Consider the following 19,704-nt stretch of genomic DNA (forward strand, 5'->3'; position numbering starts at 1 on the left):
TCCGCACCCTCCGCCGACCGCTCCGGGGGCGGCTCCGAGGGAAGTGTGGCGTTGACCGCGTGCTCCGCGCTGACTAGTCTCGTGTGCGAGTGATGAATCGACGTTCGGATCGCGCACACATGTGATCGATCCACCGACCGATCGAGGGGTGCTGCATGGAGCTGGAATCGATCCTGGATCCGACCGGCGCCGCGGACCTGAGCGCGGACACCACGCTCGCCCCGCGCCTGACCACGCTGCGCGGCGCCACCCTGGGGCTGCTGGACAACGGCAAGCCCAACGGCGCCGCGCTGCTGACCGAGCTCGGGAACGTCCTCAAGGAGCGCTACGCGGTCCGGGACGTCCTCATGTTCACCAAGCCGTACTTCGGTACGCCGGTCGAACCAACCCAGACCCAGCGGATCTTCGAGGAGTGCGACTTCGCCATCACGGCGATCGGCGATTAGGGCTCCTGCAGCGCGGCCAGTCTGGCCGACGGAATCCTCCTGGAGCGGCAGGGCCTGCCCGCCGTCTCCATCTGCACCGAAGCCTTCAAGATCCCGGCGGACGCCATGGCGCGGACGTACGGCTTCCCCGGCTTCCAGTACGCGCTGGTGCCGCACCCGGTGGCCAGCCTCGACGCCGAAGGGATCAGACGACGAGTGGAGGAGATCCTGCCGCGGGTCCTGCAGATCCTGGGGGTCGAGGGGTGATCGACGCGCCGGGGGCGATCGAGCACTGCTACGCGCAGGGATGGACCGACGGGCTGCCGGTCGTGCCCTGCGGGCAGGACCAGCTGGACGCGATGCTCGCCCGCGTGGACCGGGACCCGGATGACGTGCTGCTGGAGATGCCACAGCTCAACCGGGCCGTGACCGTCCGCCTCGCCGCCGTCAACGCGGTCATGGCCGGCTGCCTGCCGGAGTACTTCCCGGTCGTGGTGGCGGCCTGGGACTCGCTGCGCGAGGAGGGCTACGCCCGCAAGGGGATCTGGCAGAGCACCACCGGGACCGCCGCCCTGCTGCTGGTCAACGGGCCGGTGCGCGGGGAGATCGGGATCAACAGCCAGGGCAACCTCTTCGGCCAGGGCTTCCGGGCCAACGCCACCATCGGCCGGGCGGTCCGGCTGACGGCGATGAACGCCCTCGGCCTGCGACCGCACGAGCTGGACCAGGCGACGCAGGGCACGCCGGCCAAGTACACCGCGTGCATCGGCGAGAACGAGGAGGAGTCGCCGTGGGCCCCGCTGCACGTCGACTGCGGCCTCGCTCCGCAGGACAGCGCGGTGACGGCGATGACCATCCGCTCGACCGTGCACATCGAGGCGCGGCACACCGCCGTCGCCGAGCAGCTCCTGCACGACATCGCCGGCACCGCCGCCCGCACCGGGGCGCTGCTGCACCAGAGCGTCAGCGTCTGCGTGGTGCTCTGCCCCGAGCACGCGCACCTGCTGGCCGACGCCGGCTGGACCAAGCGGGACGTCTCGGCCTTCGTGCACGAGCAGTCGTTCCTGTCCCGCGAGCAGCTGGACCGCGTGGGCAAGGGCGCGGTGTCGGCGATCAGCCGGTGGCGCGTGCCGGCCGACCACCCGGACGCGGTCGTCGACACGGCGGCCGATCCGGCGCGCGCGGGCGCGTACGCCCTCACCTCGCCGGAGGCCGTGCTCGTCGTGGTCGCCGGCGCCTCGAACTCCGGGGTGTCCGCGGTCGTCGAGACCTTCGGCCCCCGAGGCGGCCGCCCGGCCGTCACTCCCGTCCCTCCCACCCGTCAGGAGACCCCGAGATGACCACCTCCGAGCCCGCGTCCCGGTCCGACGCCGAGCTGGCCGAGGCGCTCGCCGGCGCCCGCACGATGCTGGAGAGCGACGGCTTCGAGGCCGGCTGGGACGTCGACCCGGCCGGCGGCGTGCACTTCACCGTGCGCCCGGGCTCGGCCGAGTGCCAGGACTGCCTCGTGCCCAAGCCGGTGATGGCCGCCATCATCGGGGACGCCCTGTCCGGGACCCCGTGGTCGCTGGCCGAGATCACCCTGCCCGGCGACGCGGCCGAGTGACCCTCTCCTCGGCTCCCGGTCGGGTGGACGCGGCGGGGGAGCGGGGCCCCGTCCGGGACAACATCGCCTCGCTGCTGGAGGCGGTCGCCGATGCGGTGACGGCCCTCGACCCCGCGCGCAGCGTCCTGGTGCACGGCGACCTCCGCCGGACGTGGCGGGAGTTCGACGACCGCGCGTCCCGGCTCGCCGGCCACCTGGCCCGGGCCGGGACGGGACCGGGCGACCGGGTCGGGATCGGGCTGCACAACTCGCCGGAGTACCTGGAGAGCCTGCTCGCCGTCCTGAAGCTCCGGGCCGTCCCGGTCAACGTCAACTACCGCTACCGGGAGGCCGAGCTCGAGCAGGTCCTCGGGCTCGCGGACGTCCGCGCGCTGATCGCCGACGCGACGCTGGCCGACCGGATCCGGGCCGTGGCGCCCCGGGTGCCGCGGTTGCGGTCCGTCGTGCTCGCCGGCGAGCAGGACGCGCCGTCCGCCGCGCGCGACGGGGTCGCCGGCTACGAGCAGGCGCTGGCTGCGGCCGATCCGCTGCCCCGGCGGGAGCGCTCGCCCGACGACCAGATCCTGATGCTCACCGGCGGCACGACCGGGGCACCGAAAGGCGTCGTCTGGGACAACGGCGGGGTCTGCGGGATCGTCTCGTCGGCCTACCGGCGGGCGGACGTGCCGGTGCCGGCCGACAGGGCCGAGGTGGTGGCCGCCGCCGAGGCCGCCGTCCGCGACGGCAGCGCCCCGGTGCTGCTCCCGGCCTCACCGCTCATGCACGGCACCGGGTTCTTCTTCAGCCTCGGCAACCTGCTGCGGGGCGGCACCGTGGTCACCCTGCCCCAGCGGTCCCTGGACCCGCGGGCGCTCTGGTCGGCGGTGGCCGAGCACGGCGTGGTGGAACTGGCCATCGTCGGCGACGCCTTTGCGGTGCCGCTGCTGGCCGAGCTGGAACGGGCGGCCGTGGACGGACAGCCCTACGACCTCTCCGCGCTGCGCCGCGTGGTCAGCTCGGGCGTCCGGTGGAGCGCGGAGAACAAGCGCCGCCTGCTGCGCGCCGGCCGGTTCACCGTCCGGGACACCATCGCCTCCACCGAGGGCGGGCCCTACGGCGTCTCCCTCGCGGGGCCCGACCCGGAGTCGGTGCCGACCGAGTTCGTCCTGCCGCCGAACGCCCGGGTGATCGGCCCGGACGGCACGGACGTGGTGCCCGGGTCCGGGCAGGTCGGCATGCTGGCCAGCACCGGGCCGCTCCCGCTGGGCTACCTCGACGACCCGGAACTCACCGCCGCGGTCTTCCGGACCATCGACGGCGTCCGGTACGCCGTTCCCGGGGACGCCGCGATGGTCGACACCGACGGCACACTGCGCTTCCTGGGCCGCCAGTCGGGCGTCATCAACACCGGCGGGGAGAAGGTGTTCGCCGAGGAGGTGGAGCTGGCCCTCGTCGAGCACCCGGGCGTGGCCGAGGCCGTCGTCGTCGGCGTCCCCGACCCGCGCTGGGGGAGCCGGGTGACGGCCTTCGTGGTGCCGTCGGACGGCGCCGAGGTGACGGCGGGGGAGCTCGCCGACCACCTGGGGGAGCGGCTGGCGGACTACAAGCGGCCGCGCAGCATCTCGGTCGTGCGCGACCTGCGGCGGACGGCGTCGGGGAAGGTGGACCGCGGCTGGGCCCAGCGGGAGGCCGAGCAGGTCTTCTCCGCACCCGCCGGCAACGGCTGACCGGGCCGACGGGTGCTGCTCAGAACGAGCTGCGGCCGGAGCGGACGCCCAGCAGGACGATGTCCCGCTCGACCCGCCGGGCGGTCTCCCGCAGCGGCTCCAGGGCGGTGGGCTTCAGCGACTCCGGCGGCAGCCGGCGGGAGTGCGTCCCCACGTTGACCGACCCGATGACGTGGCCGGCAGCGTCGCGCACCGGGACGGCGATGGAGGTGACGCCCTCCTCCAGTTCCTGGTCGACCAGGCACCAGCCCTGGTCGCGGGTCTGCCGCAGGATCTCCCGCAGCCGCGCCGGGTCGGTCACCGTGCGCTCGGTGCGGGCCTCGAGCGGCACGCGGGCCAGGTAGGCGTCGATCTCCTCGTCGGACTGCGCGGCGAGCTGCACCCGGCCGTGGGAGGTCAGGTGGGCCGGCATCCGGGTGCCCACCGTCAGCCCGCTGGCCATCACCCGTCGTGCCCCGACCCGCACGACGTAGACGATGTCGTCCCCGTCGAGGACGGCCAGGCTGGTCGTCTCGTGGACCTGGTCGGACAGCTCGGTCAGGTGCGGCGTGGCGACCTGGGGGAAGGACATGAGCGAGAGATAGGTGTAGCCCAGCTCCAGCACGGTCGGGCGGAGGGTGAACTTCCGGTCGACGGTGGCGACGTAGCCGAGGTCGGCGAGGGTGAGCAGGAACCGGCGGGCCGCCGCGCGGGTCATCCCGGTGCGGCGGGCGATGTCGCTGAGGGTCAGCTCGGGCTCGTCGGCGGAGAAGGCCTTGATGACGGCCAGCCCGCGTTCCAGGGACTGGACGAAGTAGTCGCCGCGGGCCGGGGGCGCGCCGGCGCCCGGCTCCTCGTGCTCGTCCACGGCACCGGCCCGGTCGACCGTGGCCGTGGCCGTGGACGTGGCCCCTGCGCCGGACTCAGCCGTGCTCGCCCGGTCCCGGTCCTGCGCAGCGCCGTCCATCCGTGTCCTGCTCCTGTTCTGCTGCCCAGCCGTGTCCACGGCTCGGTTCCGGATCTCGACGGTACGTGTCGGCCCGGGTCACGATGATCGTCCCGCGGTCCCCGTCCACGCGTACCCGGTCACCGGTACGGATGACCTCGAACGGGTCACCGTCCAGGTCGGTCACCGCGGGCACGTGGCTCACCACGACGCCCAGGGCGATCTTGGTGTTCATCACCGTGAACACCATCGCGGCCGGCGCGGACCCCACCAGCCGGGCCATGTGGAACATCCCCGACCAGCCGGAGGACCCCTTGGCGCCCGGGAAGACGAGCACCTTGCCGGCGAAGGACTGGCCGACCAGCTCGTGCCGGGACTCGATGATCCGGCCCGTCCGCGGCTCCACGCCGCCCCAGCCGGAGATGGCGTGCCGGGTGACCAGCGCCTCCGCCTCGGCGACCCCGCCGACGAGGCCGCGGCCGGTCAGCACGATCTCGCTCATCGCAGCTCCCCGCGCCAGGTGCCCGTCACCGCCGCGTCGACGCACTCGGCGAGCGTGCCGAACCAGCCCTGGACGTCCATGATCGCCGGCAGGTAGTGCACCTGCTTCGCGGAGTCGGTGGCGATCACCCGCGTCCCCGGCGGGAGGAACTGGCCGATGGCCGGGCAGGTGTCGCTCATCAGCAGCGCGCCGGCGTCCTCCAGCGCGCGGGCGTACCCGTTCTGCTCGGCGACGTGCCGCAGCGCTCGCGGCGTGAACACCCACAGCGCGCTGTCGGCGTGCACGCGGCGGCCCTCCAGCAGGCGCACCACGTCGCGGATCTGGCCGAGGGTGGCGTGCGGGCAGCCGATCATGACCAGGTCCACCGACGTGTCCGTCGCGGTGGCGTTGAGGTGCTCGTAGGCCTCCCGCCGCTGGGCCGGCCCGTAGTGCAGCCGCTCGACGGGGGCCCGGCCGGCGAAGGCCTCCTCGGGGGTCCGCGCCTCCACCGTGATGCCCGGGAGGTGGTACATCTCCACGCCGCCCGACGAGGCGGCGGCCGCCCCGAAGTGCTTGAGCCGGACGAGGTCCGGGGCGCCGGCGACGCCGTCGACCACCGGGATGGCCTCCTCGGGCACCTGCTCGCCGATCCAGTACCCCAGCAGGCCCCAGTCGCGGTTGGCGGTCACCGGCGTGCTGACCTCAACCAGGTGCGAGCCGCGCCGGTTCTCCTCCAGGTGCAGGCCCCAGTAGGGGATCTTGCCGGTGAGCATGGCGGCGCCGGTGCTCTCCCGGCCCTCCACGTTGGTGCGCGCGCCGAGCACCGAGTTGACGTAGACGACCGCGGAGCTCTCCATCCACGCGCAGTGCTCGCCCTTGAGCGGCACGTTGCCCACCTGGTAGGGCGTGCAGGTGTTGAGCAGGTGGATGCCGTGCTCGGCGTTGTACTGCTCGCTGGCCATGATCTCGTCGTGCTCGGCCTGCGGCAGCCCCTGCACCTGCCAGTGCTTGGTGTCCATCGGCCCGATGAGCTGGTAGCTCTGTGCCCGGACCGGCGGGATGGGCAGCACGCGCGGCGTGTCCAGGCTGTGCTCGGAGAACGCGCCGTCGGGGGTGGGCGAGCCGCAGACCAGGCTGTGCCGGGAGCCGAAGAGGTTGGCCCCGCAGACGTTGTCGGTGTCGACCAGCCGCTCGGCGCCCAGCACCTCGCCGTAGCGGACCAGCAGGTCCATCGCGGCGGCGACGGCCTCGCCCTGCTCGCCGTCGAGCATCGCCCGCTCGTCGTCGGCCAGCCTCATCCGGTCTCACCCCCGTCGAACCGGACGCCGTCCTCGGCCAGCCGGGCCTGCAGCTTGCCGACGTCGACGTCCCCGGCGGCGAGCCCACCGGAGAGGGCGAGGTCCGCGGCCGTGCCGGCGGCCTGGCCCATCGCGAAGCACGGGCCGGTCACCCGGGCACTGGACTGCCCCGCGTGCGTCATCGACGCGCAGCGGCCGACGACGTAGGTGTTGGTCAGCACCTGCGGGACGATCATGCGGAAGGGCAGCTGGTTGTACCCGCGCGGGTTCTCCCCGCGCTGCCAGCGGATCTCCACGTCGCCGGCGACGTGGGCCTCCACCGGCCAGCCGTTGACGCCGATCGCGTCGGGGAAGTCCGCGCAGTCGAGGATGTCGTCCTCGCTGAGCTGGTAGGGCCCGACGATCCGCCGGGTCTCCCGGATGCCGATCTCGGGGGCGATGTCCACGACGTAGGCGGCCCCGAACCCGGGCACCTCCCGCCGGTAGAACGGGAACACGTCCCGCACCTGGCGGCGGCCCTGGAGCTCGCCGCGGCTCAGCTGCCAGACGTCGGTGCCGTCGATGGCGCTGCCGTCGGAGTTGGACAGCTGGGTGATGTTCGCCCGCCACTCCAGCGGGTCGCGCTGGGGGCGGACGATCGGCCGCTTGCGCGGGAACCGGTAGCGCCCGGCCCGTTCGGCGTCCTCCATCAGCTCCGGCAGCCGCTGCTGGGTGTCGCGGGCCGCCTCGGCGTCGACCCCGTTGATGCGGAACATCAGCGACGGGTACAGCATCCCGTGCGCCGGGTCGGTCTTCTCGTACGGCGCCCCCGCCCAGGCGGCGAGGTCGCCGTCGCCGGACCCGTCGACGAACAGCGCGCCGCGGATCGCCCCGCGCCCGGACTTCGACTCCACCAGCAGGGCGTCCACCCGGTGCTCGTCGGCCATGACCACCCCGACGGCCAGCGCGTGGAACAGCACCGTCACGCCCGACTCGACCAGCAGGTCGTCGAGGGCGATCTTGTAGGCGGAGATGTCGTAGGCCTGGGCGAGGATGCGGTCGGCGAAGCTGAGGTGCGGCGCGTTCAGCCCGCCCAGGGCGTCGATCCGCGCCAGCAGCTCGTCGGCCAGCCCGTGCACCACCTGGCGGTGCTCACCGTGCACGTTGGCGTGCAACCCGCAGAAGGTGCTCAGCCCACCCGCGCTGCCCGCCCCGCCGGTGTAGCCGTAGCGCTCCACCAGGATGGTCGACCGGCCGGTGCGGGCCGCGGCGGCCGCGGCCATGACGCCGGCCGGCCCGCCGCCGAGGACGACCACCTCGTACTCGCCGAGCACGGCGGTGCGCCGCCCGGGTTCGTCGAGCCAGTGCTGCGTCATGGTCGACGTCCCTCGGGGCCCGGCCCGCGGCCGGGGGCGGCCGCGGTGAGCACCGCGCCGGCCGCGACGGGGGTGACCAGCCGGCGGTAGGCCGACAGCCAGCCGTGGTCGGGGCCGGGCTCCGGCGTCCCCAGGCGCTGCCGCCGGGCGGCCAGCACGTCGTCGGGGACCTCGAGGTCGACGGTCCGCCGGTCGACGTCGATGACGATCCGGTCGCCGTCCTCGACCAGGGCGAGCGGCCCGCCGAGCGCGGCCTCCGGGGTCACCTCGCCGACGACGGTGCCGACGTTGACCAGGCCGGACATCTGCCCGTCGGTGACCACGGCCACCGTGTCGCCCAGCCCCGCGCCCTCCAGCGCGAAGACGACGGCCGAGCCCAGCGCCATCCCGGGCCCGCCGACGACGCCGAGGCCCCGGACCACCAGCACCGTGCCGGGCCGCACCTTCCCGCGGCCGAGCGCCTCGAGGGCCTCGTCCCGGGAGGAGAAGCACAGCGCCGTCCCCTCGAACCGGCGGGAGCCGCGGTCGATCACCGGGCGCTTGACGACGGCGCCGCCGGGGGCCAGGGAGCCGTGGACCACGACGATGCTGGGACCGGCGGCGAACGGGCGGTCGAGGGGGCGGACCACTTCCTCGTCGGCCACCGTGGACCCGGTCGGCGTGGACCCGGCCAGCGCCTCGCGCAGCGTGCCGCCGTCCACCGTGCGGACGTCGAGGTCGAGCAGGTCGGCGAGCTGGGCCAGCACGGCCCGCGTGCCGCCGGCGGCCTCGAGGTCCTCGATGAAGTGCGGGCCGTTCGGGCGCACCGCGCACAGCAGCGGCACCCGGTCGGCCAGCTCGGCGAACAGCCCCGGCACGTCGACGTCGACGGCCGCCTCGTGGGCGACCGCCTGCAGGTGCTTGATGGAGTTCACCGAGCCGCTGATCGCCAGCATCACGGTGACGGCGTTGCGGAAGGCGGCCGGCGTCATGACCTGGCGGGGGCGCAGCCCCGCGGTGACCAGCTCCACGATGCGTGCCCCGGCCCGGCGGGCGCCGTCCCACATGGCCGGGCTGTTCGCCAGCACCGGGGTGGTCCCGGTCAGCGACATGCCCAGGGCCTCGCAGGCCATGTGCATGGTGTTCGCCGTGCCCAGGCCGGCGCACACCCCGGGGCCGCGGATGGCGTTGTCGGCCATCCCGCACAGGTGCTCCAGGGACATCCGGCCGGCCGCGACGGAGCCGGCGGCGAGGAAGACCTCCTCGATGTCGACGTGCTCGCCGCGGTACTCGCCGCTGGGCTGGTAGCCGCAGCCCACCACGATGCTCGGGATGTCCAGCCGGGCGGCGGCCATGAGGTGCGCCGGGGCGGTCTTGTCGCAGGAGGCGAGGGTGACCATCCCGTCGAGCTGGGCGCCCTCGACGGCGACCTCGATGTCGTTGGGGATCAGGTCGCGGCTGGGCAGGATGTAGCGCCCGTCCCGCCCGGCCGAGGTGATGAAGTCGCTCGGCGCCGCCGTCCGGACCTCGAACGGCAGGCCGCCGGCGGCGCGGATCGCCTCCTCCACCACCGGCACGATCCCGTCGAGGTGGCTGAAGCAGATCGCCAGCTTCGACGAGGAGTTGACCACCGCGATCTTGGGCTTGGTCATGTCCTCGTCGGAGATGCCGAGGGCCCGCCACTGGGCGCGGCGCACCGCCCACCGGGAGGAACCCTCCTGGAGGTTGCTGCGCAGCGGCCTGCCGGCCTGGGTCACGAGCTCTGCCCGGCCACCGAGTCGTGCCACGGGATCATCAGCCGCTTGGTCAGCGTGACGGCGGCGTAGAGCAGCGAGCCCATGAGGGCCAGCAGCACGATGACCGCGAACAGCTGCGGGGCGTCGAGGGCGTTGAGGCTGCGGACCACCAGGTGGCCCAGTCCCTCGCTGCCGCCCAGGTACTCGCCGACGATCGCGCCGATGACGGCGAACACGATGCCGACCTCGGCCCCGGCGAAGATGTAGGGCAGCGTGCTGGGCAGCTCCAGGCTCTTGAAGGTCGCCCACTTGCTGGCGCCCAGCCCCCGCATGACGTCGCGGTGGCCGCGGTCCACCGACCGGACCCCGAGCATCACGTTCAGCATGATCGGGAAGAACGCCAGGATCCCCGCCATGATGATCTTCGACGTCGTCCCGAAGCCGAACCAGATGACGAAGATGGGGATGAACGCGACCTTCGGGACCACCTGGAGGGCGACCAGGGCGGGCTGCACGGCGCGTTCCAGCCAGATCACCCGCCCGAGGACGGCGCCGACCGCCGTGCCGATGACGAGCGCGAAGGCGAAGCCGACGAGCACCTCGTAGAGGGTGATCCCGATGTCGCGCCAGACGTCACCGCCGACGAGGAGGTCGACCAGCGACCGCCAGACGTCCAGCGGCGCCGGGAGGATGAACTCCGACACACCGATCACCGAGACGGCGAACTGCCAGCCGCCGATCAGGATGAGCAGCAGGATCGGCGAGGAGATGAAGGGCAACCACTTCAGCAGGGTGTCGCGATCCTGCACGGGCGCATCCGGGTCCTTCGCCGCCGCCGCGGGCTTCGCCGGGGCGGTGTCGGGGGCTTTCGCGCGGGCTTTCGTGACGTCGCTCATTCTTCGTCCAGTTCGTGGCGCAGTTCCCGGACGATCGTCTGGAACTCGACACTGGTCTCGGTCTCCAGCGAGCGCGGGCGCGCCAGCGGGACGGGGGTGATGGAACGGATCCGGCCGGGCCGCGGGGTGAGCAGCACGACCCGGTCGGCCAGGAACACGGCCTCGCTGATGGAGTGCGTGACGAACACGACCGTCGCACCGGCCTGCGCGTGGATCGACTGCAGCTCCAGGTTCATCTTGTCCCGGGTCAGGGCGTCCAGGGCCCCGAACGGCTCGTCCATCAGCAGGATGGTCGGGTCGTAGCTCAGCGCGCGGGCGATCGCGGCGCGCTGCCGCATGCCGCCGGAGAGCTCCCGCGGGTAGGCGTTCTCGAAGCCGGGGAGGCCCACGAGCTCGCACAGCTCCGTCGCGCGGGCACGTCGGGCGCGCTTGCCCATCCCCCGCAGCTTCAGCGGCAGCGAGACGTTGTCGGCGACGGTGTACCAGGGGAACAGGTTGGCATCCTGGAAGACGAGGCCGAAGTGCTCGAAGGCCTCGTCGTTGCGCTTGCCGCCGCGCCAGATGCTCTGGCCGTCGGCGGTCACCGTGCCGGAGGTGGGTGGCAGCAGGCCGGCGAGGATCCGGAGGAGGGTGGTCTTGCCACAGCCCGAGCGGCCGACGAGCGAGATGAACTCGCCACGGCCGATCGACAGGTTGACGTTGCTGAGGGCGTGCACCTCCCCGCGCCGAGCCTGGTAGGTCTTGTCGACCCCGACGACCTCGAGCTGCGCCTCCCCGGAGGCCCCCGGCTGGATGCCGGGGACCTCCGTGCGGGTGGCGGGGGACTGCTGCGGGGTCTCGGTGGTCATGCGGTTCTCCTGCTGTCCGGCGGCGGAGCCGGCCTCGGCCTCGGGGACCCCGGACGGGGTGGTCCCGACGTGGGTGGAGCCCAGACCGCTCCCTGCCGGTCGTGGTGCCGTCACGAGCCCGGTGCGAAGTCGTTGGTGTACCACTCCGCCGGGTCGAGCCCCTCGGGCACGAAGCCGGAGCCCGACATCTCCTCGTAGACGGCCTCCCACTGCTCGGGAACGGTCTGGACGATCTCGTCCTCGCCGGCCGCCGTCCAGGACTCGACGTACTGGGAGAGCGATCCCTGGGCCACCTCGGGGTTCTCGAGGGTCGGGATGTCGTAGTCGGAGAGGCACTCGATCGTCTCGGCGAAGTCGTTGGCCTCGTCCTCGGCCATGAACTGGACGGCCTCCTTGATCGCGGCCATGTAGGAGCGCAGCTGCTCCTGCTTCTCCGGGTCCTCGGCCTGCTCCTCCGAGGTGATGTAGACCTGGCCGCCGCTGTCGACGAAGTCCGACGGGGACATGATCACCGCGTCGGGCTGCTGCTGCTCGAGGGCCACGGAGGTGTCCAGCGAGACGATGTAGCCGCCGATCCGGCCGGAGGTCACCAGGTCGAAGACGCCGGGGGCGAGCCCGGTGACCTGGGTCTGCACCTCCTCCGGGGGGATCCCGGCCTCGGCCGCGACGAGCTTCAGGATGATCTCGCTGGTGCCACCCTCCGACGGCGTGCCCACCAGTCGGCCCTCGATGTCCTCGGGCGACTCCAGCGGGTCCGACGCCGCAGAGACGAAGCGGATCGTCCCCGTCTTGTTGATCTGCCCGATGTTCACCAGCGGGGCGTCGCGCTCGGCGATGGCGAGCATGGTCTCCATGTCGCCGACGCGGGTGATCAGGGCACCGCCGGCGATGATGGTCTGGATCGCCTGGGCCGAGCCCTGGGTCGCCTCGAAGCTCACGTCGAGGCCCTGGTCCTCGAAGAACCCGCAGGAGCTGGCGACCAGCTCGGGGCTGAACGTGAGGCTCTCCAGCGGGAGGATGTTCAGGAAGGTGACCTCCTGCAGCTCCCCGTCGGCGGCGGCGGCGCCGTCCCCACCGCCGGTGGGCTCCTCGTCCCCTCCACCGCAGGCGGCCAGCATCGTGGCGGCCGCGCCGGCGGCGAGGGCGGTCTGCCACGGCCGGCGCCGTCGCGTGAGGGCGGCGGGCGGGCGGGAGATCGTGGAACTCATCTGGGCTCTCCTCAGAGGCGGGATGTCGTCGGGTCGGACGGGGCGACGCGCGGGGGACGAGCTGCTTCGGACGGCGGTCCGCGGGGATCGGGCTGCGACCCGAAAGTGTGCGGTATGCGACCACGCGAACTCCTGGCGAACATATTGCGTAGGTCACAGTGCTGTCAACGCCTCGGGGCGCGGCTCGGCCCGCCACCCGCTGGAGGGCGGACCGGACGGCGGGGGCACACCCCCGGGAGGCCGGCGGTCGACGTGCTGGCGGGTCTGCGTTCGTCCGCGGGCTCCCCGGCGCACGCCTTGACGCCCTCCCCAGCGGCGCTAGTCTGTTCGGCATAGGTGCACTTGTTCGCCTTCCGCACGAATTTCCCGGACGGCGCACGCATCGACACCACGGACGGCGTACGCGCCGGATCCGGCAGCTGCCGGCCCCGCTCGGACCCCCGGCAGGTGTCCCGCGACAGGGAGGAACGCCGGCATGCAGGTGGACACGGACGCACCGGGCGCTGAGGTCGCCGGCCCCCCGGCGGTCGACATGGCGGCCGTCCGGCAGGCCATGGAGTACTGCGCCGAGCAGGGGTGGACCGACGGACTGCCGGTCGTGCCGGTCACCGACTCCTTCCTGCAGGAGTTCCTGCAGCACACCGACCGCGCCCCCGACGACGTCGTCTTCCGGATGCCGCACCTCAACCGCACCTGCTCGGTCCGGGCCGCGGCGATCAACGCCGCCATGGCCGGCTGCCTGCCGGAGTACTTCCCGGTCGTCCTCGCCGCCTGGGACGCGCTGACGCAAGAGGGCTACGCCGGCAAGGGGATCTGGCAGAGCACGACGGGCACCGCCCCGCTGCTCCTCGTCAACGGCCCCGTCCGGGAGCGGCTGGGCATCAACAGCCGCGGCAACGTGTTCGGCTCGGGTTTCCGGGCGAACGCCACCATCGGGCGGGCCATCCGGCTCACGGCGATCAACGCGTTCGGGCTGCACCCGCAGCAGCTGGACCAGGCGACCCAGGGGACGCCGGCCAAGTACAGCGCGTGCATCGCCGAGAACGAGGAGGAGAGCCCCTGGCCGCCGCTGCACGCGGACGCCGGCCTCGACGCCGGGGACAGCGCGGTGACCGCCATGCTCATCCGCTCGGCCATCCACGTGGAGGCGCGGCACACCACCGACCCCGAGCAGCTCGGGCGCGACATCGCCGGCACGCTCGCCCGGACGGGGGCACTGGTGCACGAGACGATCAGCGGCTGCCTCGTGCTCGGCCCCGAGCACGCCTGGCTGTTCGACCGGGCGGGGTGGAGCAAGGCCGACGTCCGTCAGTTCGTGCACGAGCACGCCACCAACACCCGGGCGCGGCTGGTCGAGGTGGGCAAGGACGCCGTCTCCCGGCACACCCGGTGGCGGCTGCCGGACGGTCACCCCGACGCCGTGCCCGACACGTGCGCCTCGGCCGGCCAGGACGTCGTGCCCGTCCTCAACTCGCCCGAGGCGCTCCTCGTGGCCGTGGCCGGAGCGCGCAACGCCGGGGTCTCGGCCGTGCTGGAGACCTTCGGCCCGCGCGGTGGCCCGCCGGCCGTCGCCCGGATCCCCGACGACCCGACGCAGCACCCCGAGGAGACCCCCCGATGACCGACGCCCTCAGCACCGGCCCGCGCAGCGGCCCGGCCGTCGTCCGCGAAGCGGCGCGGGACACCCCGGTGTACGGCGAGTTCGACGTCGTCGTCATCGGCGGCGGCCCCGCCGGGCTGATGGCGGCGGCCGCGGCGGCCCGGTCCGGGCGGTCCACGCTCCTCGTCGAGCGGTACGGATTCCTCGGCGGCGCCGGCACGATGGGCGGGCTCAGCACCTTCTGCGGCCTGCACGCGAAGGTGCACGGCGAGCACCGGCAGGTGATCCACGGCCTGGCCGACGAGCTGCTGGCCCGGCTGGCCAAGCTCGACGGGCTGTCCGAGCCGCACCTGACCATCAACGACGGCATCCTGGCGCAGGCCTTCGACATCTCCGCCTACAAGGTGGCCGCCGACGAACTGGTGGTGTCCTCGGGCGCCCGCCTGCTGTTCCACGCGATGGCCGTGGGCGTGGTCATGGCGGACGAGTCCACGATCGACGCGGTGCTGATCGAGTCGAAGTCGGGGCGCGCCGCGGTGCGCGGTCGGGTGTTCGTCGACGCCTCCGGCGACGCGGACGTCGCCGCCTGGGCCGGCGTCCCGTTCGAGAAGGCGCCGCCGGGGCAGTGGTTGCTCTACCCGTCGTTGATGTTCCGGATCAACGGGGTGGACGCCGCGGCCGCGGGACCCGCCCCCTGGCGCACCGTCGAGCGGCTGATGGACGAGGCCGAGGCCGCGGGGACGCACACGTTCCCGCGGAAGAAGCCGATCGTCCGGCCGCAGCGCAACCCGCTGGAATGGCGGGCCAACCTCACCCAGCTGCGCAATCCCGACGGCAGCCCGGTGGACGGCACCGACGTGGACCAGCTCACCCACGGCGAGCTGCAGGGCCGGCAGCAGGTCGTCGACGCGTTCACCTTCATCCGGGACCGGACGCCCGGGTTCGAGAACTCCTACATCGTCGACATCGCCCCGCAGATCGGGATCCGCGAGACGCGGCGGATCGTCGGGGAGTACCGGCTCAGCGAGGACGACGTCCTCGACTGCGCGGACTTCCCCGACACCATCGGCGTCAACGGCTGGCCGGTGGAGGCGCACGTCGAGGGCACGGTCGAGTTCCGCTGGCAGCGGGGGGAGGACCCGCGCGGGATCAACCAGCTGCCCTACCGCATAGTCCTTCCGCAGCAGGTGGACAACCTGTTCGTGGCCGGCCGCTGCGCCTCCATGACGCACGGCGGCCAGTCCTCGGCGCGGGTGACCGGCCCCTGCTTCGCCATGGGTGAGGCGGTGGGCACCGCCGCCGACCTCGCGCTCGCCGGCGGCCTCGCCCTCCGCGACGTCCCGGTCGCCGAGCTGCAGCGCCGGCTCGAGGGCAACGGGGCCTACCTGGGGCGGGACCTCCGGTGACCGCGCTGCGGAGCAACTTCGAGCGCGGGACCAACCGGTGGGCGATGCGCCGCGCGCAGTGGACGGCGCTGGGGCTGACCGACGCCGACATGGAGAAGCCGAAGATCGCGATCGTCAACAGCTCCTCCGGGCTGGCCAGCTGCTTCAGCCACCTCGACGGCATCGTCGAACCGCTGAAGGCGGCCATCAGGAGCGCGGGTGGCGTGCCCTTCGAGGTCCGCACGGCGGCGCCGAGCGACGCCATCACCAGCGCCGGGGCGGCCGGGCAGTACATCCTGCCCAGCCGCGACCTCATCGCCAGCGACATCGAGGTGGCGGTCGAGGGGGCGCTGCTGGACGGGATGGTCTGCCTGGCGTCCTGCGACAAGACCACGCCCGGCCAGCTCATGGCGGCCGGTCGGCTGAACATCCCCACCATCGTCGTCGGCTGCGGCTACCAGCCGTCGGGGATCTACCGCGGCGAGCACGTCGACTTCGAGGACGTGTTCCTCTACGCCGGGCACGTGGCCTCCGGCGCGATGACGGTCGACGAGCTCGCCGAGATGGCCTCGGTGGCCGTCGGGGGACCGGGCGTCTGCGCCGGCATGGGCACCGCCAACTCCATGCACATCGCCACCGAGGCCCTGGGCATGGCGCTGCCGGGGAGCACGCCGGTGCTGGCCAACAGCCCGCGGATGTGGGACGCCGTCGAGCGCGCCGGGCAGCGGATCGTCGAGCTCGTCGAGTCCGACGTCCGGCCCCGCGACATCATGACCGCCGGCGCCTTCCGGAACGCCGTCATCGCGGTGCTCGCCGTCAGCGGCTCGGTGAACTGCGTCAAGCACCTGCAGGCGATCGCCGTCGAGGCCGGGTGCGACGTCGACGTGACCGCACTGTTCGAGGAGCTGGCTCCCGAGGTGCCGCTGCTGGCCGCCGTCAAGCCCAACGGGGACCGGCGGATCGACGAGTTCGAGGCGGCCGGCGGGGCCCAGGCGCTGCTGCACCGGCTCCGGCCCCTGCTCGACCTGACCCGGCCGACGGTGGGCGGGGCCACGCAGGGCGACGTCCTGGGCGGCGCGCCGGTCGGCGACGAGGACGTGATCCGGCCGATGGACGCGGCCCTGGCCCGCCACCCCGGGATCGTGATCGTCCGCGGGTCGCTGGCCCCGGACGGGGCGATCGTCAAGCGCACCGTGGCCGACGACGGCGTGCACCGGTTCACCGGCCCGGCGAAGGTGTTCCACTCCCGTGACGAGGGGCTCGAGGGCATCCGCAGCGGCGCGGTGCGCGCGGGGGACGTCGTCGTGCTCAGCGGGCTGGGGCTGCGGGGGTCGCCCGGCATGGCCCTGACGTCGGCCTTCGTCTTCGCCCTGGACGGCGCCGGGCTCGGCAGCGAGGTCGTGGTCGTGACCGACGGGCAGATGTCGGGGCTGGTGAACACCGGGCTGGTCGTGGCGGAGGTCAGCCCCGAGGGGGCCGTCGGCGGCCCGCTCGGCCTGGTGGAGGACGGCGACCTGATCTCCGTCGACGTCGACGCCCGGACGCTGGACCTGGCGGTGCCGGAGGCGGAGCTGGCCGAGCGCCGGGCGCGGCAGGCACCGCTGTCCCCGCCGACGGGGTGCGGCTGGCTGTCGGTCTACGCCCGGTCGGTGGCGCCGCTGTCCCGCGGGGCGACCCTGGGCGGCTGACGCCGGAGGGTGACCTCGGCCGCGCTCAGCCGACCTGCAGCGCGGTGCACCGCCACCGCCCGTCGATGCCCTCCAACCGGGCCGCGACGGCGTGCGCGCGCCCCGCCCGCCGGGCGACCACGCTGATCTCGGCCACGCCGTCCACCGGCTCGCAGACGTGCACCGGGCCGATGACCAGCGGTGCCGAGCCCTCGGCGCACCACCGGGGGCGGCGGCCCTGGACCAGGGCCGCGAACACCCCGGGCGAGGTCATCGGCCGGACCTGGGTGATCGGCCGTCGTCCGGCCAGCGCCTCGAGGGCGCAGGTGACCAGCCGGCGTCCGGTCTCCCCGGGGTCGGGCAGGTCGGCGCGCACCGAGAGGGACGGGCCGAACTCGTCGTCCGGCCGCGCCGTGGTCCGGTCGGCCCGGGGCCGGGGGCCCGGCCGGTGCGCCGGCCGGGGTGCGGTGATCCCCGGCCGCACCAGTCGCAGCGGGATGCGCTCGTCCTCCAGGGGCGGCTGCGGGGTCCGGACGACGACCAGTCGCAGCGGCGGCCCGCCCGCCGAGCTGGTCGTCCCGGGCGCGGTGGTCGAGGCGGTCATCGGGTGCTCCGGCGGTCGTGGGTCGGTCGGGTGGGCGAGGTGCTCATGGCCCCTCCGGCGGGCGGAGGATCTGGCCGGGGAGCAGGAGGTCGGGGTCGGGGCCGATGACGTCGGCGTTCGCCGTCCACCAGGCGTGCACCGAACGGGCCGTCTCGGCGTCGGTCGGAGGTGCTCCGGTCCGCTCGAGCAGGCGGGCCGCGGTGATGTGCCAGAGGCAGTCGCCGGGGGCCACGACGTGGGCGCCGTGCGCCGGGGCGGCGGGGGGACCCGCCGGCCAGTCCGGGACGGCCGTGGACGTCGGCGCGACCGCGGGGAGCCCGACGGCCGGCCGGTCCGGGACGGTCGTGGGTGCGCGCCCGGGTGCCGGGACCCCGGCGGCCGGCCAGTCCGGTACGCCGTCGCCGGACGCGGCGGCCGCCGGAAGCGGCGCGAGGGGGAGCCCGACACCGGTGACCGGTCCCGCCATCCCGAGCCCGAGGCCCAGGAGGAGGCCGGCGCTGCGACGCGCCCCGGCGGGCAGGACGGCCCGGGTCGAGAGCCGGGCGGCGGCACCGAGCAGACCGGGCAGGGCCGAGGCGGCGGTGAGCGCGAGGCCGAGGGCGCCCCAGACCCACACGGCCCAGGCGAGCAGGGCCGCGGCGGCGGCCACCAGCGCGTCGGGTCCCTGGGTGTCGACGGTCCGCTGCGGCGCGGCCAGTGCATCGACCAGCTCACCGGACGTGGGGGTCAGCGCGGCCAGTGCCGTCGCCAGGAGCCCCATCGCGGCAGCGGTGAGCAGGAGTCGTCGAACGGACATCAGCGGCCTTCCTCCGGGAACGAACCGACTGTAAAGCAAGCAAATGCATGCAAATGGACGAATCCACAGCAAACTAGGCTGTCCGACGGAGGTGGCGATGCGCTGGCAGCAGTTGTTCGACGACCTGCAGTCGCAGTTCGAGGCGGAGCAGGCGGCGACCGAGCACGCCGAGGCGGCGTCGCAGGCCCGGGCCGAGGTGGGCGCCGTACGGCTCGCCGAGCGGCTGGGAGGCGCGCTCGGGTTCCCGCTCGTCCTGGGGGTGGGTGCCGCCGGGCAGGTGACCGGCACCCTGGTCGGCGTCGGGCCGGACTGGCTCCTGCTCACCGACGAGCAGGGCCGGGAACTGCTGGTCGCGCTGCCGGCGGTCCGCACGGTGTCCGGGCTCGGCAGGCGCACGGCAGCCCCCGGCCCCGCCGGCGCGGTGCGTCCCCGGCTCGACCTGCGCCGGGCGCTGCGCGGACTGGCGCGCGACCGCAGCGCCCTCCAGCTCGTCCTCGACGACGGGACCACGCTGACCGGCACGGTCGACCGCGTCGGCGCCGACTACGTGGAACTGGCCGAGCACCCCGTCGACGAGCCTCGCCGCCAGGGATCGGTGCGCGGGGTGCGGGCCGTGGTCATCGGCGCCGTGGCGGTCGTCCGCAGGTCGGCGCCGGGGCTCGACTGAGCCCGGGGGCGCCTCGTCGGGTGCGAGGTCGGGTGCGGCTCAGCGGCGCGCCCGACCTCCCGTGGGGGCCCGAGGGCCGGTGGTGGGTCCGACCGCGCTGTCGGTGGCGGTGTCGGTGGCGGTGTCCGTGGCGGTGTCGGTGGTGGTGTCGGGGGCCGGCTCGCCGGGTGGCGCCGTGTCGCCGCGGGCCTCGGCGTACTTCTGCTGGATGAACCGCTCGAGCTCGTCGACCTCGACCCGCCACTGCCCGCGGCCGCCGATCTGGATGGCGATCAGCTCCTTGCGGCGGACCAGGGCGTACGCCTGCGACCAGGAGACGTTGAGGATCTCCGCGACGTCGTCGAGGGTCAGGAAGCGGGGCGTGGGCATCGGTGTCTCCGTCCGGTCGCCGCCAGTCTGTCAGCCCGTCCGGGGACACCGGACCGTTCTCCACACCCGAACGTGTGGACAACCAGTGCGCGCCATCGCGGTCGTGCCGCATCATCTGCACCCGAACGCCGGCACACGTCGCCGGACGAGGCG

At 73.9% G+C, this 19,704-nt stretch carries 18 protein-coding genes and 1 pseudogene; 8 read left to right on the plus strand and 11 right to left on the minus strand.

Annotated features, from left to right (window positions below; genetic code table 11):
• The first annotated feature begins 155 nt into the window (after positions 1 to 155).
• The 4 genes and pseudogenes from BM142_RS25740 to BM142_RS02235 all read left to right on the plus strand — a co-directional run bounded on the left by BM142_RS25740 (position 156) and on the right by BM142_RS02235 (position 3,737).
• Positions 156 to 692, plus strand: a pseudogene (locus tag BM142_RS25740) (UGSC family (seleno)protein).
• On the plus strand, positions 689 to 1,765 hold the full coding sequence (locus BM142_RS02225) for a hypothetical protein (RefSeq protein ID WP_175527048.1): 1,077 nt from the start codon (positions 689 to 691) through the stop codon (positions 1,763 to 1,765). Before BM142_RS25740 ends, BM142_RS02225 begins: the two are co-directional and overlap by 4 nt.
• Positions 1,762 to 2,031 carry a hypothetical protein gene (locus BM142_RS02230; protein ID WP_092195110.1) on the plus strand — a complete coding sequence of 90 codons (270 nt, stop codon included), beginning with the start codon at positions 1,762 to 1,764 and terminating at the stop codon, positions 2,029 to 2,031. The genes BM142_RS02225 and BM142_RS02230 overlap by 4 nt, the downstream gene beginning before the upstream one ends.
• Entirely contained in the window at positions 2,028 to 3,737 is a 1,710-nt protein-coding gene (locus tag BM142_RS02235; protein WP_254790471.1) for an AMP-binding protein, read from the plus strand. Before BM142_RS02230 ends, BM142_RS02235 begins: the two co-directional genes overlap by 4 nt.
• 19 nt (positions 3,738 to 3,756) lie before the next feature.
• On the opposite strand, the gene BM142_RS02240 is transcribed toward BM142_RS02235, so the two are convergent.
• From BM142_RS02240 to BM142_RS02275, 8 genes are all read right to left on the minus strand, one after another.
• Positions 3,757 to 4,683 (minus strand): IclR family transcriptional regulator domain-containing protein, encoded by a 927-nt coding sequence (locus BM142_RS02240; protein ID WP_092195112.1) that lies wholly within the window; start codon positions 4,681 to 4,683, stop codon positions 3,757 to 3,759.
• A complete protein-coding gene (locus BM142_RS02245) occupies positions 4,640 to 5,164 on the minus strand; it encodes an aconitase X swivel domain-containing protein (protein ID WP_092195113.1) in 525 nt (174 codons plus the stop codon). Before BM142_RS02245 ends, BM142_RS02240 begins: the two co-directional genes overlap by 44 nt.
• A complete protein-coding gene (locus tag BM142_RS02250) occupies positions 5,161 to 6,441 on the minus strand; it encodes an aconitase X (protein ID WP_092195114.1) in 1,281 nt (426 codons plus the stop codon). The genes BM142_RS02245 and BM142_RS02250 overlap by 4 nt, the downstream gene beginning before the upstream one ends.
• Positions 6,438 to 7,796, minus strand: coding sequence for an FAD-dependent oxidoreductase (locus BM142_RS02255; RefSeq protein WP_092195115.1), 1,359 nt, complete (start codon positions 7,794 to 7,796; stop codon positions 6,438 to 6,440). The genes BM142_RS02250 and BM142_RS02255 overlap by 4 nt, the downstream gene beginning before the upstream one ends.
• On the minus strand, positions 7,793 to 9,532 hold the full coding sequence (ilvD, locus tag BM142_RS02260) for a dihydroxy-acid dehydratase (RefSeq protein ID WP_217640525.1): 1,740 nt from the start codon (positions 9,530 to 9,532) through the stop codon (positions 7,793 to 7,795). The genes BM142_RS02255 and ilvD (BM142_RS02260) overlap by 4 nt, the downstream gene beginning before the upstream one ends.
• On the minus strand, positions 9,529 to 10,407 hold the full coding sequence (locus BM142_RS02265; protein ID WP_092195116.1) for an ABC transporter permease: 879 nt from the start codon (positions 10,405 to 10,407) through the stop codon (positions 9,529 to 9,531). Before BM142_RS02265 ends, ilvD (BM142_RS02260) begins: the two co-directional genes overlap by 4 nt.
• Entirely contained in the window at positions 10,404 to 11,255 is an 852-nt protein-coding gene (locus tag BM142_RS02270; RefSeq protein WP_092195214.1) for an ABC transporter ATP-binding protein, read from the minus strand. The genes BM142_RS02265 and BM142_RS02270 overlap by 4 nt, the downstream gene beginning before the upstream one ends.
• Positions 11,256 to 11,365: 110 nt before the next feature.
• Positions 11,366 to 12,463, minus strand: a complete 1,098-nt coding sequence (locus tag BM142_RS02275; RefSeq protein ID WP_092195117.1) for an ABC transporter substrate-binding protein — start codon at positions 12,461 to 12,463, stop codon at positions 11,366 to 11,368.
• A 475-nt stretch (positions 12,464 to 12,938) separates the two neighbouring features.
• On the opposite strand from BM142_RS02275, the gene BM142_RS02280 reads away from it, so the two are divergent.
• The 3 genes from BM142_RS02280 to ilvD (BM142_RS02290) are packed head-to-tail and all read left to right on the plus strand — an operon-like array spanning position 12,939 to position 17,136.
• On the plus strand, positions 12,939 to 14,084 hold the full coding sequence (locus tag BM142_RS02280) for a hypothetical protein (RefSeq protein ID WP_175527049.1): 1,146 nt from the start codon (positions 12,939 to 12,941) through the stop codon (positions 14,082 to 14,084).
• Positions 14,081 to 15,469 carry an FAD-dependent oxidoreductase gene (locus BM142_RS02285; protein WP_092195118.1) on the plus strand — a complete coding sequence of 463 codons (1,389 nt, stop codon included), beginning with the start codon at positions 14,081 to 14,083 and terminating at the stop codon, positions 15,467 to 15,469. The genes BM142_RS02280 and BM142_RS02285 overlap by 4 nt, the downstream gene beginning before the upstream one ends.
• The gene (gene ilvD, locus BM142_RS02290; protein ID WP_217640526.1) at positions 15,466 to 17,136 is read left to right on the plus strand and encodes a dihydroxy-acid dehydratase; all 1,671 of its coding nucleotides are present in this window, start codon (positions 15,466 to 15,468) and stop codon (positions 17,134 to 17,136) included. Before BM142_RS02285 ends, ilvD (BM142_RS02290) begins: the two co-directional genes overlap by 4 nt.
• 25 nt (positions 17,137 to 17,161) lie before the next feature.
• On the opposite strand, the gene BM142_RS02295 is transcribed toward ilvD (BM142_RS02290), so the two are convergent.
• Together BM142_RS02295 and BM142_RS02300 are read right to left on the minus strand one after the other, a co-directional pair.
• The gene (locus tag BM142_RS02295; protein WP_092195119.1) at positions 17,162 to 17,719 is read right to left on the minus strand and encodes an Rv3235 family protein; all 558 of its coding nucleotides are present in this window, start codon (positions 17,717 to 17,719) and stop codon (positions 17,162 to 17,164) included.
• Between the two features lie 43 nt (positions 17,720 to 17,762).
• Complete coding sequence (locus tag BM142_RS02300; RefSeq protein WP_092195120.1) at positions 17,763 to 18,515, minus strand: LysM peptidoglycan-binding domain-containing protein; 753 nt, start codon at positions 18,513 to 18,515, stop codon at positions 17,763 to 17,765.
• Positions 18,516 to 18,612: 97 nt separating this feature from the next.
• Here BM142_RS02300 and BM142_RS02305 point away from each other — a divergent pair, with 97 nt between their 5' ends.
• A complete protein-coding gene (locus BM142_RS02305; RefSeq protein ID WP_092195121.1) occupies positions 18,613 to 19,182 on the plus strand; it encodes a hypothetical protein in 570 nt (189 codons plus the stop codon).
• A 39-nt stretch (positions 19,183 to 19,221) separates the two neighbouring features.
• Here BM142_RS02305 and BM142_RS25010 read toward each other — a convergent pair whose 3' ends face one another.
• A complete protein-coding gene (locus BM142_RS25010; RefSeq protein WP_254790472.1) occupies positions 19,222 to 19,551 on the minus strand; it encodes a helix-turn-helix domain-containing protein in 330 nt (109 codons plus the stop codon).
• Positions 19,552 to 19,704: the final 153 nt, after the last annotated feature.

Source organism: Blastococcus tunisiensis (assembly GCF_900112815.1).
Classification (GTDB): Bacteria; Actinomycetota; Actinomycetes; order Mycobacteriales; family Geodermatophilaceae; genus Blastococcus_B; species Blastococcus_B tunisiensis.